The 18,031-nt window shown below is 32.2% G+C and carries 15 protein-coding genes; 12 read left to right on the top strand and 3 right to left on the bottom strand.

Going from position 1 to position 18,031, the window contains the following annotated elements; all coding sequences use genetic code 11:
* Positions 1-9: 9 nt before the first annotated feature.
* Positions 10-1,533 (bottom strand): LTA synthase family protein, encoded by a 1,524-nt coding sequence (locus BXU01_RS02945; protein ID WP_255373693.1) that lies wholly within the window; start codon positions 1,531-1,533, stop codon positions 10-12.
* 631 nt (positions 1,534-2,164) lie between these two features.
* On the opposite strand from BXU01_RS02945, the gene ruvX reads away from it, so the two are divergent.
* Entirely contained in the window at positions 2,165-2,581 is a 417-nt protein-coding gene (gene ruvX, locus BXU01_RS02940; RefSeq protein ID WP_083691619.1) for a Holliday junction resolvase RuvX, read from the top strand.
* 123 nt (positions 2,582-2,704) lie between these two features.
* Positions 2,705-4,201, top strand: a complete 1,497-nt coding sequence (locus BXU01_RS02935) for a malate:quinone oxidoreductase (RefSeq protein WP_083691618.1) — start codon at positions 2,705-2,707, stop codon at positions 4,199-4,201.
* Between the two features lie 38 nt (positions 4,202-4,239).
* On the opposite strand, the gene BXU01_RS02930 is transcribed toward BXU01_RS02935, so the two are convergent.
* Positions 4,240-6,462 carry an FUSC family membrane protein gene (locus tag BXU01_RS02930; RefSeq protein ID WP_083691617.1) on the bottom strand — a complete coding sequence of 741 codons (2,223 nt, stop codon included), beginning with the start codon at positions 6,460-6,462 and terminating at the stop codon, positions 4,240-4,242.
* A 200-nt stretch (positions 6,463-6,662) separates the two neighbouring features.
* On the opposite strand from BXU01_RS02930, the gene def reads away from it, so the two are divergent.
* The 4 genes from def (at position 6,663) to mazG (ending at position 9,687) form a co-directional block, all read left to right on the top strand.
* Positions 6,663-7,253: a peptide deformylase gene (gene def, locus BXU01_RS02925; RefSeq protein WP_083691616.1), complete on the top strand. Its 591-nt coding sequence runs from the start codon at positions 6,663-6,665 to the stop codon at positions 7,251-7,253.
* A gap of 67 nt (positions 7,254-7,320) precedes the next feature.
* Complete coding sequence (locus tag BXU01_RS02920; RefSeq protein WP_083691615.1) at positions 7,321-7,806, top strand: DUF5606 domain-containing protein; 486 nt, start codon at positions 7,321-7,323, stop codon at positions 7,804-7,806.
* Positions 7,807-8,039: 233 nt separating this feature from the next.
* Positions 8,040-8,819: a carbonic anhydrase gene (locus tag BXU01_RS02915; protein WP_083691614.1), complete on the top strand. Its 780-nt coding sequence runs from the start codon at positions 8,040-8,042 to the stop codon at positions 8,817-8,819.
* Between the two features lie 97 nt (positions 8,820-8,916).
* Positions 8,917-9,687, top strand: coding sequence for a nucleoside triphosphate pyrophosphohydrolase (gene mazG / locus BXU01_RS02910; RefSeq protein ID WP_065447987.1), 771 nt, complete (start codon positions 8,917-8,919; stop codon positions 9,685-9,687).
* On the opposite strand, the gene BXU01_RS02905 is transcribed toward mazG, so the two are convergent.
* Positions 9,688-10,368: a Crp/Fnr family transcriptional regulator gene (locus BXU01_RS02905; RefSeq protein ID WP_083691613.1), complete on the bottom strand. Its 681-nt coding sequence runs from the start codon at positions 10,366-10,368 to the stop codon at positions 9,688-9,690.
* Positions 10,369-10,571: 203 nt separating this feature from the next.
* On the opposite strand from BXU01_RS02905, the gene BXU01_RS02900 reads away from it, so the two are divergent.
* The 6 genes from BXU01_RS02900 to ccoG all read left to right on the top strand — a co-directional run bounded on the left by BXU01_RS02900 (position 10,572) and on the right by ccoG (position 18,029).
* A complete protein-coding gene (locus tag BXU01_RS02900) occupies positions 10,572-12,956 on the top strand; it encodes a heavy metal translocating P-type ATPase metal-binding domain-containing protein (protein WP_083691612.1) in 2,385 nt (794 codons plus the stop codon).
* Between the two features lie 118 nt (positions 12,957-13,074).
* Entirely contained in the window at positions 13,075-13,266 is a 192-nt protein-coding gene (gene ccoS, locus BXU01_RS02895) for a cbb3-type cytochrome oxidase assembly protein CcoS (protein WP_083691611.1), read from the top strand.
* A 2-nt stretch (positions 13,267-13,268) separates the two neighbouring features.
* On the top strand, positions 13,269-15,455 hold the full coding sequence (ccoN, locus tag BXU01_RS02890) for a cytochrome-c oxidase, cbb3-type subunit I (protein ID WP_083691610.1): 2,187 nt from the start codon (positions 13,269-13,271) through the stop codon (positions 15,453-15,455).
* A gap of 7 nt (positions 15,456-15,462) precedes the next feature.
* Entirely contained in the window at positions 15,463-15,657 is a 195-nt protein-coding gene (locus BXU01_RS02885; RefSeq protein ID WP_055098120.1) for a cytochrome c oxidase subunit IV, read from the top strand.
* A gap of 1 nt (position 15,658) precedes the next feature.
* A complete protein-coding gene (locus tag BXU01_RS02880) occupies positions 15,659-16,597 on the top strand; it encodes a cbb3-type cytochrome c oxidase N-terminal domain-containing protein (protein ID WP_083691609.1) in 939 nt (312 codons plus the stop codon).
* 13 nt (positions 16,598-16,610) lie between these two features.
* Entirely contained in the window at positions 16,611-18,029 is a 1,419-nt protein-coding gene (gene ccoG / locus BXU01_RS02875; protein ID WP_083691868.1) for a cytochrome c oxidase accessory protein CcoG, read from the top strand.
* Positions 18,030-18,031: the final 2 nt, after the last annotated feature.

Here is an 18,031-nt window from a genome sequence, read left to right as displayed (position 1 = left end):
TTTTTTGTATTAAATTGTTAGTTTGTTGTTGATGGTTCTTTGGTTAAATGTTTGTATGTAAGCTTTTAAAAATTTCTCATATTTTTTTACTCTTAATTTTTCCTGTTGTAATAAATTGTTTTTCAGTAAAACGTCTTTTTTCCAATTATACAATCCAATAGCCTGATCATTTGCAAAAGCTAAATAGTAATCATCCTCAATATAATGGTAGGTTCCTTCAAGATAATAAACAACAAAATTTTCTGAGGATTTGTAGCTTTTTCCAAAACTAACCATTTTGGTTTTTATATTTAGATAATCCAAAATACTGGGCATAATGTCAATTTGCTGAAAGTTTTTTTCATCAATACCAATAAGTTCCGGATTGGATGGATCGAAAAATAAAATTGGAATTCTGAACTTTCCAATATTTGTTTTATCAATATCCTTATCTCCTTCAGATGAAGTATGATCAGCAGTAATTATAAAAAGAGTATGATTGTACCAATCTTGCTTTTTGGCAGTTTTAAAAAATTCTTTCAATGCAAAATCGGTATAAGCAATGCTCTCCTGAATAACTGTAGTTCCTTTTGGAAATTTTCCTTTATATCTTTCCGGTATTGTGTAAGGATTGTGAGATGAAATAGTAAACAACGAACTAAAAAATGGCTGTTTGAAAGTGTTTAGTCTGTAAGCATAAAATTGTAAAAAATCCTCATCAAAAATCCCCCATTTTCCGTCAAACGCTTCCTTGCCTTTATATTGATCTTTTCCAAAATATTGATCAAAACCTGCAATTTTGGAATATTCTTCAAAGTTTTGACTTCCATTAAAAGCACCATGAAAAAATGAAGTATGATAACCTTCTTTCTTTAAAATTTTAGGTAAACCATTTATTTTATTCAATGAATAGCTTGATGAGATAAAAGAATTGTTCATTAAGCTTGGGATACTTGAAAATATAGAAGGTACAGCATCAATAGAAACCTTTCCGTTTGCAAATCCATTTTTATAATAGTAAGATTTTGTAATAAGGGAATCAATAAACGGAGTTTGCCCGCGTCCAATGTTTTCATTTCCAAAACTTTCCAGGATTAAAATAACCACATTTTTTTTGACTGCATCTTGTTGTGGTAATAATGATATAATTGGGTTATAAATAGCATTTAGTTCCTTTTGATTGTAATAATTTACTTTTTTAATATCATCTTTTTTTGTCAATGTCTTTATAATAGTAAAAGGGGTGTTTAAAACCAGTGAACTATTGGTTGATGATCCATATTTAATTCCATCAACAATTTTTAAGGGTTTTGCTTGTAATCCACCACGGCCTAAAATAATTATTATCATTAGTGAGATTATAAAATAACTGTATTTTTTTAAATAGTCTTTTATTTTTAAATGTTCACGAACTGTTTTTTTGTTGAAATCAGGAAGTGCTTTCCATAATAAAAAAATCATTATCATAAAAATAACACAGATGTACCAAAATTCTTTTAAAAAAGAAGGAATTAATCCTATAGCTTCATGTTCCATACCTTTTGCTGTTATCATTGCAAAAGTGCTGCGTCTTCCTGTGAAACGATAATAAATTATATCGATAAAATTAGTAGCAATGAATAACAGATTAACGATATAAAAAGTAATTTTTAAAATAGTTTGATAAAGTAGATTGTACTTGAAATTGCCTGGGACTAAGTGAGCGATTAAAAATATAATATTTACATAACTAATCGCAGAAAAATCAAAAAACACCCCTCCAAGAAAATTTTGGAACGTAAAAGAATCGAAATAATTTAGATTAATTAAGTAGAAAAAAAATCTGCTAAATTGATACGTAAGAAAGATTAAAAGAAATCTTTTTAAAAACAAAACAATACATTCTTTGTAGTTATTCATTAGAATTTAATGTAATATGGTTTTTTAAATTAGGAGTGTAATGTTCTAAATCAGCAGTGATCTATGTATACTAAAGGGTAAAATTCCTTGTAAAGGAAGTGTGTTTATTTTACATAAAAATCTTACAAAAGTCATTTTTATAATAAAATAAGACATACTTTAATCTGTAAAGTATTCTCAGAAAATAGTTTGGGATTTTTTTTTTTTGGTTATACCTTAATTATTATGAAAAAATTCTACTTAGATTTCTGAAATTTCCTTCCTATCTTTGAATAAAAATTAGAAAATGCCAAGAATACTTTCTTTAGATTACGGACAAAAACGCACCGGAATTGCAGTTACAGACGAAATGCAAATTATAGCATCAGGATTAACGACGATTCCTACCGCTACTTTAATCGATTTTTTGAAAGATTATTTTGCTAAAGAAAAAGTAGAGGCTGTTTTAATTGGAGAACCTAAACAAATGAATGGTCAGCCATCAGAAAGTGCTTCGATAATTAAAGGTTTTGTTACACACTTCTCTAATATTTTTCCGGATATGAAAGTAGTTCGTATGGATGAACGCTTTACTTCGAAAATGGCATTTAAAACGATGATCGATAGCGGATTAAGCAAAAAACAACGTCAAAACAAAGGCTTAATTGATGAAATCTCAGCGACGATTATGCTTCAGGATTATCTTTCTTCAAAACGTTTTTAATTTTAAGGTGTGACATACTCATTGTCTGTTATTTTTTATAAAAACATAACTTTTATCATGTAATTTTAGTTTTTTTTTGCAATTATAAAAAGTACCTTTGCACTTTAAAAACAAATTACTGTTATGCCTGACAATACAATACGTTCCAATAGTGAAGTAGTGCTTATTGGAGCTGGAATTATGAGTGCAACTCTCGGATTAATTTTAAAAGAGCTGCAACCAGATATAAAAATTGAAATTTACGAAAGATTAGATGTTGCTGCAGCCGAAAGCTCTGATGCTTGGAATAACGCAGGAACAGGACATTCAGCTTTTTGTGAGCTAAATTACACCCCAGAAAAGGCTGACGGAAGTATTGATCCCAAAAAAGCAATAAGTATTGCTGAATCTTTTGAGATTTCAAGACAGTTTTGGTCGTATTTAGTAGAACAAAAGAAAGTACCGTCTCCAGATAATTTTATTAAAAGTGTTCCTCACATGAGTTTCGTATGGGGTGATAAAAATGTAGAATATCTTAAAAAGAGATTCGAAGCTTTGCAAAGCAATCCTATTTTTTCTCAAATGGAATTTAGTTCTGATTTTGAAAAACTGAAAGAATGGATGCCACTTGTTATGGAAGGCAGAGAAAATAATGAACAATTAGCTGCAACTCACATGGAAATTGGTACTGATGTGAATTTTGGAGCTCTGACCAGAAGTATGTTTAATTATTTAGAAAAACTGGATGGTGTTTCTTTATTCTTTAATCATGAAGTTAAAAAGTTAAGACAACGTGAGGATAAATCATGGCGTATAAAAATTACCGATTTAACAACAGGTCAAACCAGAAAAGCCTATACTAAATTTGTATTTATTGGTGCTGGTGGAGGTTCATTGCCATTGCTTGAAAAAGCAAATGTTCCGGAAGGAAAAGGTTATGGAGGTTTCCCGGTAAGCGGACAATGGTTAAAATGTACAAATCCTGAAGTAATTGCTAAACATCAGGCAAAAGTATACGGTAAAGCAAGTGTTGGTGCACCGCCAATGTCAGTTCCGCATATTGATACTCGCGTTATTGATGGAGAAAAAGCATTACTTTTTGGACCTTTTGCAGGATTTTCGACTCGTTTTCTAAAAAACGGATCGTATTTAGACTTGCCTCTATCTATAAAAGCAAATAATTTGATTCCGATGTTATCAGCGGGATTTCACAATATTCCATTAACTAAATATTTAATTGAGCAGGTTCGTCAGTCTCCAAAAGACAGAATGAATGCACTTCGTGAATACTTGCCAACTGCACGTTCTAAAGACTGGAAACTGGAAAAAGCAGGACAGCGTGTTCAGGTTATTAAAAAAGATGAAAAAGGTGGTGGTGTTTTAGAATTTGGTACTGAAGTTATCAATACACATGACGGATCTTTGGCGGTTTTATTAGGGGCTTCTCCAGGAGCTTCGACTGCAGTTGCCATTATGGTTGACTTGATTAGCAGATGTTTTACAAATCAGATTAAAACACCGGAATGGGAAGCAAAAATGAAAGCGATGATTCCTTCTTACGGTCAAACTTTAAATGACAAACCAGAGCTTTTAGCAGAACTTAGAAAACATACATCTGAAGTTTTAAAACTAAATAATTAAGCTCAATTTACATACAGAATAACACAAATCCAGATGAATTAATCTGGATTTGTTGCTTTAAATTCTTCCGTAATTTTTAAAATCTTTTCAGCCAGATTGCTCATCCATATCAATTGTTCGATCACCATTTGAGCTTCCTGCATTTTGGCCTGACGCGTTTCTTTATCCAGTTCATCATCTTTAATCAAACGGGTAAAATTAATGCGTTTGAGTTCTTCAAATTGTAAAGTGACATCTTCTTTATCAAAAAAAGTATCAGTTAGAATAACTTCATTTCGTAAAACAGAAATCGAATGATCTAAATTTGAAAGTATCGTTTTTATAATGTAATTAAACGATTCTGAAGCTGATGTTGTCTGGTGTGATTGAATATAAGTCGATAAAGAAGCTAATGCGGATAAGATCGAATGGTTTAAAACTACTAGTTTATTAACCAATGGCAGTGTTTTTTGCTTCGATTTTGGCTCTTGCATCATACGTTGAAAAGAAGTCATCAAATTACCTATTTCAACAAAAGCATTTTTTCGCGCTAATCGATATGATGTTGGGATTTCTCCTTTTTTATTATAAAAATCAGCAATTTCTCTCAGATAATTTCTGTTGGCACGAATTGCATTTTCGATATGAATAGGCGTATTTATAAATTCCCAGGCCGGCCATAAAAACTGATTAGCCAAAAAAGCCAATGTCGCTCCTGCAAGTGTATCTATAACCCTGTACTGGATCACCTCGACAATATTAGGAACGAGGATTCCATAAATAAAAACCACATACATGGTAACAAAAGTTGCACTGATTTTATAATTGATTTGTGTAAAAGATATCCCAAGTAACATACAGACGATTGATAATATGCTAAGTGCAAAGTGGTTTTGAATAACCAAAACAATTCCAAACGCAATTACTCCTCCTAAAATAGTCCCGAAAATTCTGTGATAAGACCGTTCTTTTGTTAAGCCATAACCAGGACGCATTATAACAACAATTGTTAGTAGAATCCAATACGTGTTTTGAACATTTAATAATCCGCCTATAATTAATCCAATCAGGATTGTAATCGTTAATCGTAACGAATGTCTGAAAATAGAAGACGAATAACTTAAATTTTCTATTAAAGTACGTAAGGGATAATATTGAGGAGTTAGAAATTTCTCCAGCTCTTTATCTTTATCCTTTAGTTTAAAAGATTGCATGGCAAGCGAAAAAGCACGTTGAATAATTTTAATTTTTCCAACCTGATTTTTAGCGTATTTCAGCATATTGGTCAACATCAACACACCTTCAGCAGCTTCGTCTTTGCCTAAGTTTTTTTCATAGTCAAAAATAGCAAACTCCAGAGCGTCAAGTTCATTTTTTAAATCATTCTTGTCAACATATACACTAATATGATGTACGTTTTTAGAAAGTTTTTTTAATGTCGAAGCCAGTTTATATGCTACATTTTGATACGTTCTCAGAACATCAGGATGTTTAGCAAATTTTTCATGAAGTTTACTGTGATCAAACGATGTGTATAAGGCAAGTTCCTGAATCTCTACTAATGTAATAAATACAAGAAGCATTTTGCGGTTTTGACTTGTGGTTCCGGATGCATTTTGATTACCAATAAGCATTTTTCTTAAGTCTTCATGAATTAAATTAAGATCAACCTGAACACTTAATTGTTTCTCGATGATGGCTTTTCTGTTGGCTTCAGGACTCCATAAATCACCTCTTAATTTTAAATATTTTGCCGTTAATTTTATGCCTTCAGCAATTTGCAATTCGACATATTTATAAGGTTGTACAAAATGAAATACCAGAGATACGATTAAATATAAAATACCTCCGATAAAAATGAATCCGGAATACTCAAACGCTTCCCAACCTTGGTGTAGATGTCCAAATGATAATGAAATAGAAAGTAAAGCAGAAAATGAAACCAGAGTAGCGCGTTGTCCGTAAACTGAAATCATAGAACATATAAAAAGCAAAAAGAATAAAAACGGATAAAATAAATACGGATATGGATAAGCCAGATTTACCAGTAAGTTTACTCCTGATACAATAAATGAGGCAACGATTAGTCCTTTTATTTTATGGCTTAACGAACTGGGAACATCACTGGGATAAGTAAAAAAAGCACCTAATGCTATTGTAAAACCTATTTCAAAATGTCCCAGGAAATTCAATACTATAACAGGAACAACAGAAGCAATAGTTACTTTAGAGGCGTTTAAAAAAGAGGTACTGTTAGTAAATTTAGAGATACGATCGAACATATTGTAAGGTTTACAAACAAAAGTACGAATTGTACGAATTAATTTGGCATAATTATGGATGAGATTTTAAAGACTAAGCAAAAAATGCGATATAATATATCTTTAGAATTATTCATTGACTATTTTTTACTATTTTTGCCAGCTGAATTATGAGAACTAAATTCAGGAGTTTCAGTAGATAATACATTAAAATAATACAAATGATTTTACCAATTGTAGGATATGGTGATCCTGTTTTAAGGAAAGTGGGTGAGGCAATTGTGCCAGAATATCCAAACTTAAAAGAAACAATAGCAAACATGTATGAAACCATGTACAACGCTTTCGGAGTTGGATTGGCCGCACCGCAAGTGGGCATACCAATACGTTTGTTTGTTATTGATACGACTCCTTTTAGCGATGATGATGATCTGCCTTCAGAAGAACAAAAAGATTTAAAAGGTTTCAAAAAAACTTTTATCAATGCTAAGATTTTGAAAGAAGAAGGAGAAGAGTGGAGTTTTAACGAAGGTTGCTTGAGTATTCCGGATGTTCGCGAAGATGTTTATAGAAAACCAACCGTGACAATCGAATATTGTGAAGAAGATTTTGTAATGAAAACAGAGGTTTTTGATGGTTTAATCGCAAGGGTTATTCAACACGAATACGATCATATCGAAGGAGTTTTATTTACAGATAAAATATCTTCTTTGAAAAAACGTTTGATTCAAAAGAAATTAAAAAACATTACCGAAGGCAAAACATTTCAGGAATATAGAATGAAATTTGCTGCTGCTAAAAAAGGGAGATAATTGATCTGAGACATTGCGATCAATAAAAATATAATAAATCAAATTCTTAATACTAATTTTAATAAACATGAATTTAGAGAAAATTTTAGCCATTTCCGGGAAACCGGGTTTATATGTATTGAAAGTGCAAACTCGTACAGGCTTTGTGGCAGAATCATTGACAGACGGGAAAAAAATTACTGTTAACTTAAAAAGTAACGTAAGTTTATTATCAGAGATTTCTATTTATACTTACGATGGAGAAAAACCATTGACTGAAGTAATGCAGCGTATTGCTGCGAAAGAAAACAAAGGTCAGGCAATTTCTCATAAAGAAGATAATGCTACATTAGCAGCATATTTCAAAGAAATTCTTCCTGATTATGATGAGGAAAGAGTTTATCCTTCTGATATTAAAAAAGTATTAAACTGGTACAATACACTTCAGGCAAAAGGTTTAGTTACAGATTTAGCTCCAGCTGCTGCTGAAGCTACTGAAGAAGCTCCGGTTGTTGAAGAAAAACCAAAAAAAGCTCCAGCTGCTAAAAAAGCAAAAGCTAAAAAAGAAGAATAGTAGTTACTACCTTTAAATATATTAATCCTGTTAAGATTTTTCTTGACAGGATTTTTTTTTACCCGTTTGTAATCTTTTATGATTTTTTTTAGTCGTGAAATTAAATTAAAAATTAATTTTGTAAGAAAATATTTATTATATTGTTTGCAAGAATTTTATTTCTTGTATGCTTCTTTTAGTTACGCAAAGAGTATATATGGATATTTTTCATAAAAATTAATTTAAACAAAAAAATGAAAAAGATTATCACAAAAATTTTGCTTGGTTGCACAATTATTATTCTTATGGGATGCGATAACAGCAAATCTGATAAAAAAGCAAATGACGAACCCAAAAAGCACTGGAATTACGATGGGGAAACAGGACCGGAACATTGGTCAGAAATTGATCAGAACGATTGTGGAGGAAGCGCGCAATCACCTGTAGATATTGTAGAAACTGAAAAAGATGAAACTCTGAAGCCTATTGATTTTCATTACAGTCAGGAAACTAAAATACATGATGTTGTCAATAATGGGCATTCTATTCAGTTTGATTTTGAAGAAGGTGATTATATTATTCTGAATGAAGAAAAATATAATCTGGTACAATTTCATTTTCATGAACCTGCAGAACATACTATTCGAGGAGTTCGATACCCATTAGTGATTCATATGGTGCATATGAATAAGGAAGGAAAGTTTGCAGTAGTTGCAATAATGGCAAAAGAGAGCAAGGATAATAATGAAACTTTTGACTTTCTTGATAAATTTTTACCAATAAAAGTAAATGAGAGTATTGAAGTAAAAGATGTTTTTAATTTAAATAACGTTCTGCCAGAAAATCAAACCTATTACACATATACTGGCTCACTTACAACACCACCATGTACAGAAGGAGTTCAATGGTTTATTTTTAAAAATTCTGTTGATGTCTCTTTAAAAATGATTGAAGACCTAAGAAAAATAATGCCAGTTAATAATTTTAGGAATATCCAGCAATTAAACGGACGAATAATTAAGGAGTCAATATAATTTATTTTAGAAAGGGAGGTTTAACAACCTTCCTTTTTTAATTTATATAGATTTAAATCAATAAAATAAATTATTTTTGATCTCATAAAATAAAATAATGAGCAAAGAACTTCAACTTAAGGCATTCGAAAGGTTATTAATTATCATGGATGAACTTCGTGAGCAATGCCCTTGGGATAAAAAGCAGACTCTTCAAACTTTAAGACATCTTACAATCGAAGAAACTTACGAATTAGGAGATGCTATATTAGATAATGATTTGAATGAAGTAAAAAAAGAGCTTGGTGATTTATTGCTGCATATTGTTTTTTATGCAAAAATAGGTTCTGAAACCAATGATTTTGATATTGCCGATGTTTGTAATGAAATCTGCGATAAGTTAATTCATCGTCATCCACATATTTATAGTGATACTGTAGTTAAAGATGAAGAAGAAGTAAAACAAAATTGGGAAAAACTAAAACTGAAAGAAGGTAAAAAATCAGTTCTTGAAGGCGTGCCTAGAAGTTTGCCGGCACTTGTTAAAGCAAGCCGAATTCAGGATAAAGTAAAAGGTGTTGGGTTTGATTGGGAAGAACCACATCAGGTTTGGGATAAAGTACAGGAAGAACTCGAAGAGTTACAAGTCGAAGTAAAATCTGGAGATCAGGATAAAATTGAAGCTGAATTTGGAGATGTTTTATTTTCGATGATAAATTACGCCCGTTTTTTAAATGTAAATCCTGAAGATGCTTTAGAACGCACGAATAAAAAATTTATTAAACGTTTTCAATACCTGGAAAGTAAAGCAGGCGAATTGGGTAAACCATTAATGGATATGACTCTGGCAGAAATGGATGTGTTTTGGAACGAAGCTAAAAAACTGTAATTATTCAGCCATTTTTTTTAATGCCTTAACGTTTTTAAGCATTATTTTTTTACCTACTAATTCAATTAAATCCAGTTTATTAAAATCTGATAATAATCTAATACAGCTTTCTGTAGCAGTACCAATGATTCCGGCTAATTCTTCTCTTGTGAGTTGAACTTTCAAAGTTTTATCATCGTTTTCACCAAAAGCGTCGTGTAAATGCAATAATGTTTCGGCTAAACGTTGTTTTACAGTTTTTTGGACTAAAGCAATTTTATCATTTTCAGATTCCTTTAAATCCTCACAGACAGATTGCATCAAATTCATGGAGAATTGATTGTTGTTATTGAAAAAATGTAAAATTTCGGTTTTAGGAATAAAACAAACTTCCATATCAGCAACAGCTTTTGCAGATAAATTTGCTGGTTCATTGCTAATCATAGAACGCTGTCCTAAAAGTTCTCCTGACTGCACCAGTTTTACTATCTGATCTTTTCCGTTGGCGCTTAATTTAGAGAGTTTTCCAACGCCATCTTTTATACAAAAAACACCATTAGTGATTTCGCCTTCTTCAAAAATAGCTTCGCCTTTTTTTATTTTATAGGTAGTTTTACTATTAGCCAATTTTACAACTTCGTCTTTATTAAGAGCTTTAAGAGATGAAAGTTGTCGTACGATACATTGATCACATTTATTCATGGCAAAAATATTTGGTGCAAAATTAACCATTATTCAATTCATAGGCGCTATTATCATTGGAAAAAACACACAAAAAAACTATTATTTCTGTTTGCCGATTTTTATTTGACTAAATTTAGAATCCGATTTCATTATAATATGATAAATATCATTTTTATAATCTCTCGTTTTTTTAACATTTGCGGTATCAAAAAAACAAATTTATGAATGAGCAGAATTGTTTTCATTGTGGGTTAACCATTGATAAAAATGAAGAAATCAATTTTGATGAAAAAAAGTTTTGTTGTACCGGATGTAAAACCGTTTACGAAATTTTTAGTCTTCATGATTTAACGTGCTACTATGATTTTGAAAAATCGCCAGGTGCTACTCCGCAAGATATTCAGGGTAAATATGACTTTCTGGATAATGAGGCAATCTTGTCGAAATTGTTAGAATTTCAGGAAGAAAATACTTCGATAGTTTCATTGAATATTCCTCATATTCATTGTAGCTCTTGTATTTGGATCCTTGAAAATCTAAATAGAATTCAATCCGGAATAAGCATTTCCCAGGTTAATTTTCCGGAAAAGCGAGTTAGGATTACCTTTAACTCAGATCTTGTTTCATTAAAAACTATTGTATACTTATTAAGCTCAATAGGTTATGAACCTTATATTAGTTTAGAAAACTATGAAACTGGTAAAACAAACGTAGACAGAACTTTGACTTATAAGTTAGGAGTTGCATTTTTTTGTTTTGGAAATATTATGCTGTTATCTTTTCCTGAATATTTCGAAATCAAAGAATTCTGGTTGGATAATTACAAGCCATTTTTTAGGATTTTAATTCTTGTTTTAGCACTGCCAAGCTTTTTATATTCAGCAAGCGGTTACTATGTTTCTGCTTATAAAAGTATCAAATCAAAGATGCTTAATATTGATATACCAATTGCTTTAGGAATAATCGTAATGTTTGTTCGCAGTACTTTTGATATTGTAATGAATTATGGATCAGGATTTTTTGACAGTTTAACAGGTTTAGTTTTCTTTATGCTGCTCGGAAAAATGTTCCAAATTAAAACGTATAGCTTTTTAAGTTTTGAGAGAGATTTTAAATCCTATTTTCCAATTGCTGTTACCAGAATAAATTCAGACACATCAGAAGAAAGTGTTCCTATTTATGATGTTTTAAAAGGAAACAGATTATTGATTCGAAATCAGGAGCTGATTCCTGTAGATGGTATTTTGATAAGTGAAAAAGCTGAAATTGATTATAGTTTTGTAACTGGCGAAGCAGTTCCTATTACTAAGAAATCAGGAGATAAAGTTTTTGCAGGCGGAAAGCAAATAGGTAAAGTTATTGAAATGGAAGTACTGCACTCGGTTTCACAAAGCTATCTGACACAATTGTGGAGTAATGAGATCTTTCAGAAAAAAGTACTTCAAAAACATAAAACAATTACTGATGCCATAAGTCGTTATTTCACTCCTATATTATTACTGATTGCGTTTGCAGGTTTCGGATATTGGATATTTATAGACGCTAATACAGCATTTAATGTTTTTACAGCTGTTCTGATAGTCGCTTGTCCATGCGCACTGGCGCTTACAGCTCCGTTTACTTTTGGAAATATTTTAAGAATAATGGGTAAACAAAAAATGTATCTGAAAAATGCATTGGTAATAGAACAATTAGCAAAAGTTGACACTATAGTTTTTGATAAAACCGGAACCATTACTACCAATAAAAAATCGAATATTACCTATGAAGGAGATATAATTTCTGATCAAAACTATATTCTGATAAAGAATGTATTGCGCGGATCCAATCATCCGTTAAGCCGAATGTTATATGATTTTTTAGAGGAATCCAAAAGAATAAAAATTGATGATTTTCAGGAGATAACAGGAAAAGGGATTCAGGCATCAGTTGAAAATACGATTATTAAAATAGGATCAGCGGCGTTTGTGGATAATCCTGTTTTAGAGCAATCTGAAATTGAGAGAACTGCACTCCATGTTAAGATTGATAATGAATATTTAGGTAAGTTCATTTTTCAGAATCAATATAGAGAAGGTCTCGAAAAGTTGTTTGTAACGCTTAGTAATAGATATACTATAAAAGTACTTTCCGGAGATAATGACGGAGAAAGAGAAAATCTTGAAGCCATATTACCAAAAGGAACAGAATTGATTTTTAATCAAAAGCCTGAGCAAAAACTTGATTTTATTAGATATTTGCAGGAGCAAGGTAAAAATGTAATGATGGTAGGTGATGGATTAAACGATGCAGGTGCTCTTGCGCAAAGTAATGTTGGAATTTCTATCTCAGAAAATGTCAACGTTTTTTCTCCTGCATGTGACGCAATTTTAGATGCCTCAGAGTTTTCACGATTAGATTATTTTCTAAAATTATCTCAGAAATCAATTTTAATAATCAAAATGAGCTTTGTTTTATCACTCCTGTATAACATAATAGGACTTTCATTTGCCGTCACTGGTAACCTGCTTCCCTTGGTAGCAGCGATTATTATGCCTTTAAGTACCATCACAATAGTGAGTTTCGTTACTTTAATGTCTAACTATTTCAGTAAGAGTAGTTTATAATGATTATGAATAATTTTGAAGGAATTTTTTTATATATTTAATAAATATCCTCAATCATGATAATTATCATATTTTAAAAGCCTGTAACATTCTAATTTTGTTAACATAAATTTAAGGTATGAGTGTCATTTATCTATTGATTTCAGTAAGTATTTTCGTCGCAATTTGTTTTTTTATTGCTTTCATTATTGCTGTCAAATCCGGACAGTACGATGATGATTATACTCCCTCCGTCAGAATGCTTTTTGATGATGAAACAAAAATTACTCCCCACAATAATAAATCAACAACAGAAGAAAAACAACTATAATTATGGAAATGGAACAGTTTTATTACGACAACAAAATTGTAAAAAAGTTCATTTACGCCACTATTCTCTTTGGAGTAGTAGGTATGTTAGTAGGTCTGACCCTCGCGGTTATGTACCTTTTCCCCAACATCACAGATGGTATTTCGTGGCTTAGCTACGGTCGATTACGACCTTTGCATACGAATGCTGTAATTTTTGCCTTTGTTGGTAATGCCTTTTTTGCGGGAATGTATTATTCTCTCCAGCGATTGCTAAAAGCCAGAATGTATAGTGATTTCTTAAGTAATTTACATTTTTGGGGCTGGCAGCTTATTATTGTTGCCGCAGCAATTACATTGCCTTTAGGATACACTTCATCAAAAGAATATGCTGAGCTTGAATGGCCTATTGATATTGCTATTGCACTTATTTGGGTAGTTATGGGTATCAATATGATAGGAACAATGTTGCGCCGTAGAGAACGACATTTATATGTAGCGATTTGGTTTTATTTAGCCACATTTGTTACAGTTGCTGTTTTGCATATTTTTAATAATATTGAAATTCCGGTATCTGCCTTAAAAAGTTACTCTGTTTATGCAGGTGTTCAGGATGCTTTAGTACAATGGTGGTACGGACATAATGCAGTTGCATTTTTCCTGACAACTCCATTTTTAGGATTAATGTATTATTTTATTCCAAAGGTTGCTAACCGTCCTGTTTATTCTTATAGATTATCAATCATTCACTTTTGGTCTTTAATATTTATTTATATCTGGGCAGGACCACACCATTTATTATATTCAGCTTTGCCAAACTGGGCTCAAAATTTAGGTGTTGCATTTTCGGTAATGCTTATTGCTCCATCTTGGGGAGGTATGATTAACGGACTTCTTACTTTAAGAGGAGCCTGGGACAAAGTTCGTGAAGAACCGGTTTTAAAATTCTTTGTGGTAGCCATTACAGGTTATGGAATGGCGACTTTTGAAGGTCCAATGCTTTCTTTAAAAAACGTAAATGCTATTGCGCATTATACAGACTGGATTATTGCACACGTTCACGTGGGAGCTTTAGCCTGGAACGGATTTATGTCTTTTGGTATTATTTACTGGTTGATTCCAAGAATGACAAAGAGTGCTTTATTTTCTAAAAAGTTAGCAAATTTCCACTTCTGGATTGGTACGTTAGGAATCATTTTATATACTGTACCAATGTATGTAGCAGGTTTTCAGCAAGCATCAATGTGGAAACAATTTAATCCGGATGGTACATTAACTTATGGTAACTTTCTTGAAACAGTAACTGCAATTATGCCATTATACTGGATGAGAGCAATTGGAGGTACTTTCTATTTAATAGGGATGTTTACGTTGGTTTATAATATTATAATGACTGTTAGAGCGGGTGAGACTATTGAAGATGAGTTAGCACAAGCTCCAGCTTTACAAAGAATAAGCACCGGAAGATTAAAAGGAGAAAAATTTCATACCTGGTTAGAAAGAAGACCAATTCAACTGACCATTTTAGCCACAATAGCTATTTTAATTGGTGGGGTTATTCAAATTGTGCCAACTATTATGGTTAAATCAAATATTCCAACAATCTCCAGTGTAAAACCATATACACCTTTAGAACTTGAAGGACGTGATTTATATATTAGAGAAGGTTGTGTTGGTTGTCACTCGCAATCCGTTCGTCCTTTTAGAAGTGAGGTAGAACGTTACGGACCACAAGCAAAAGCAGGTGAGTTTGTTTATGATCACCCGTTTCTATGGGGATCAAAACGTACTGGACCGGATTTATTAAGAGTAGGCGGGAAGTATAATGACAATTGGCATTTTAACCACTTCTGGAATCCGCAAAGTATTTCTGCAGGTTCGATTATGCCGGGATATAAATGGTTGTTTGATAATGAACCAATGGATATCTCATTGACTCAAAAGAAAATGCAAGCCATGGTTACTCTTGGAGTTCCTTATACAGAAGCTGAAGTGGCAAATGCTCAAAAAGCGTTAAGAGCTCAGGCTATCGCAATCGAAAAGAATTTAGAAAACGATCCTGATTTTGTGAAAAGTTATGAGGAAAGCAAGAAAAAAGCAGTTGCCAAAGGTGAAAAATTTACCCCAATGAACGAAAGAGAGATTGTTGCTTTGATCGCTTATATACAAAGACTTGGAACTGATATTAAAGTAAAAGAGACTTCTAAATAACAACATTATGTTTGAACAGATAAAACACAATATGGAGACTATTTCGGGTATTGAAGTATACCCGATACTTTCTCTCTTAATATTCTTTTTCTTTTTTGTAGGATTAGGTTTTTGGGTATTTACATATAGAAAAGAAAAGATTAAGGAAATGAGTGAAATACCTTTAGATGAAGGGCATAGTATAATTTCAAAAGATAATTAAAATGAAAAAGTTTTTCCCAGTATATGTAAGAGTACCGCTGATTTTCTTCATCGTATTTGGTTTAATGGAATATTTTATAGATTCAGGTGACAGAGCTGCTTTTATAAAGTACCCAATGGTGTCAGTATTCTTGTTTGTTTTTCTGTTTATTTTGATTGCCATCGAAATTACATTAAGTGCCGTTAATCGCATTATGTACCAATTGATGTCACCGGAAGAAAAAGCAAAACTCGAATATGAAAATAGTTTGAGTTTAACAGAAAGTACCTGGTATAAGGATTTAATGCACAAGCTGACAAAAACAGAACCTATAGAAAGAGAAGGCGACTTGTTAATGGATCACGATTATGACGGAATCAAGGAGCTGGATAATAATTTACCGCCATGGTGGGTGTATTTATTCTATATCTGTATTGTGTTTGGAGTGATTTATTTTGCACGTTATGAAGTTTTTGGTGGAGATGATCAGGAAATGGAGCTTAAAAAAGAAATGGCCCAGGCAAAAATTGATGTCGATGAATACCTTAAAACAGCACCTGATCTGATGGATGAAAAAACGGTTGTTTTATTAAATGATCCTGAAAACTTAGCTGCTGGTAAAGAAATATTCACAACCAATTGTGCGGCTTGTCACCGCGCTGATGCCGGCGGGCAAATTGGTCCTAATCTTACTGATAACCGCTGGATTTTGGGTGGAGGAATCAAAAATCTTTTCCATACCATCACAAATGGAGGTAGAGACGGAAAAGGAATGATTGCCTGGAAAGGAACTTTAAAACCTAAGGAAATTCAAAAAGTAGCAAGTTATATTCTATCCTTACAAGGAAGTAATCCAAAAGATCCAAAAGAACCAGAAGGAGAAATTTGGGTAGATGAAAGTGTTCCAACAAAAGATGCCACAGCAAGTACATCAGCAGATAGTACTGAAGTTAAAAAATAATTACAAAAAAAACATGTCAAATTTACCAGACGAAGCTTTTAGAGATACCATTGGAACTATTGATGAAGGAGGTAACAGAAAATTTATTTTTCCTAAAAAACCGTCTGGTAAGTTCTATGAATATCGAAAAATAGTTAGCTATATATTATTGGCTATTTTAATTGCAAATCCATTTATAAAGGTAAACGGAAATCAATTCATGCTATTTAATGTTATGGAACGCCGTTTTAATATTTTCGGATTTCCATTTTGGCCACAGGATTTCTATCTTTTTGTAATCTCAATGCTCGTGGGCATTGTTTTTATAATTTTATTTACCGTTGTATTTGGCAGGATTTTTTGCGGATGGATTTGCCCACAGACGATCTTTTTAGAAATGGTTTTTCGTCGTATAGAATATTGGATTGATGGAGATCGTGGAGCGCAGTCAAGATTAGCAAGACAGGAATGGAATACAGAAAAAATAAGAAAGAGGCTGATCAAGTGGACCATCTTTTTCCTGATTTCATTTGGTATTGCAAATGTCTTTCTGGCTTATCTGGTAGGAAGTGATCAATTGTTTTTAATTGTGGAACAAGGACCAATTCAGCAATCAAGTAATTTTATTGCCTTATTAATTTTTACCGGAGTTTTTTATTTTGTTTTTGTTTGGTTTCGTGAACAGGTTTGTATCATTGCTTGTCCTTATGGAAGGTTACAAGGCGTGCTTTTAGATGATAAATCTATCAATGTAGCCTATGATTTTGTTCGCGGGGAAAAAGAAGCAGGTCGTGCAAAATTTAATAAAAAAGAACAAAGAGCAACAACTGGAAAAGGAGATTGTATTGATTGTCATCAATGTGTTCATGTTTGTCCAATGGGAATTGATATTAGAAACGGAACGCAGTTAGAATGTACCAATTGTACCGCCTGTATTGATGAATGCGATACCATTATGGAAAGTGTAGGTTTATCTAAAGGTCTTATTCGATATGCATCTGAAGATGAAATCGTAAAGAAAGCACCTTTTAAATTTACAGCCAGAATGAAAGGCTATACAGCTGTTCTGTTCATTTTGTTAAGTGTTTTTGTTGGAATGTTGTTTTTGCGAACCGAAGTTCAGGCTGTCGTTTTACGTTTACCCGGACAGTTGTTTCAGCATAAAGGAGATATGATCAGTAATGTTTATACGTATAAGATTGTCAACAAAACAATAAAAGATTATCATGATATTCATTTTGAATTAATTGATCAAAAAGGGAATATTAGAAATGTTGGAAAACAACATTTTAAAGTTTTAAAAGAAGGAATTTCACAAGGAACGTTATTTATAGAAATAGATCAGGCCCTTCTTGAAAGTGATAAAACAAAAGTTGAAATTGGAGTTTATAATGGTAAAGAATTGCTGGAAACTACCACAACTAATTTTTTAGGGCCGCGAAGTTTTAATTAAAA

The sequence above is a fragment of the [Flexibacter] sp. ATCC 35103 genome, assembly GCF_001975985.1.
Taxonomy (GTDB): domain Bacteria; phylum Bacteroidota; class Bacteroidia; order Flavobacteriales; family Flavobacteriaceae; genus Flavobacterium.
This window is presented reverse-complemented; position numbering and strand designations above follow the sequence as displayed.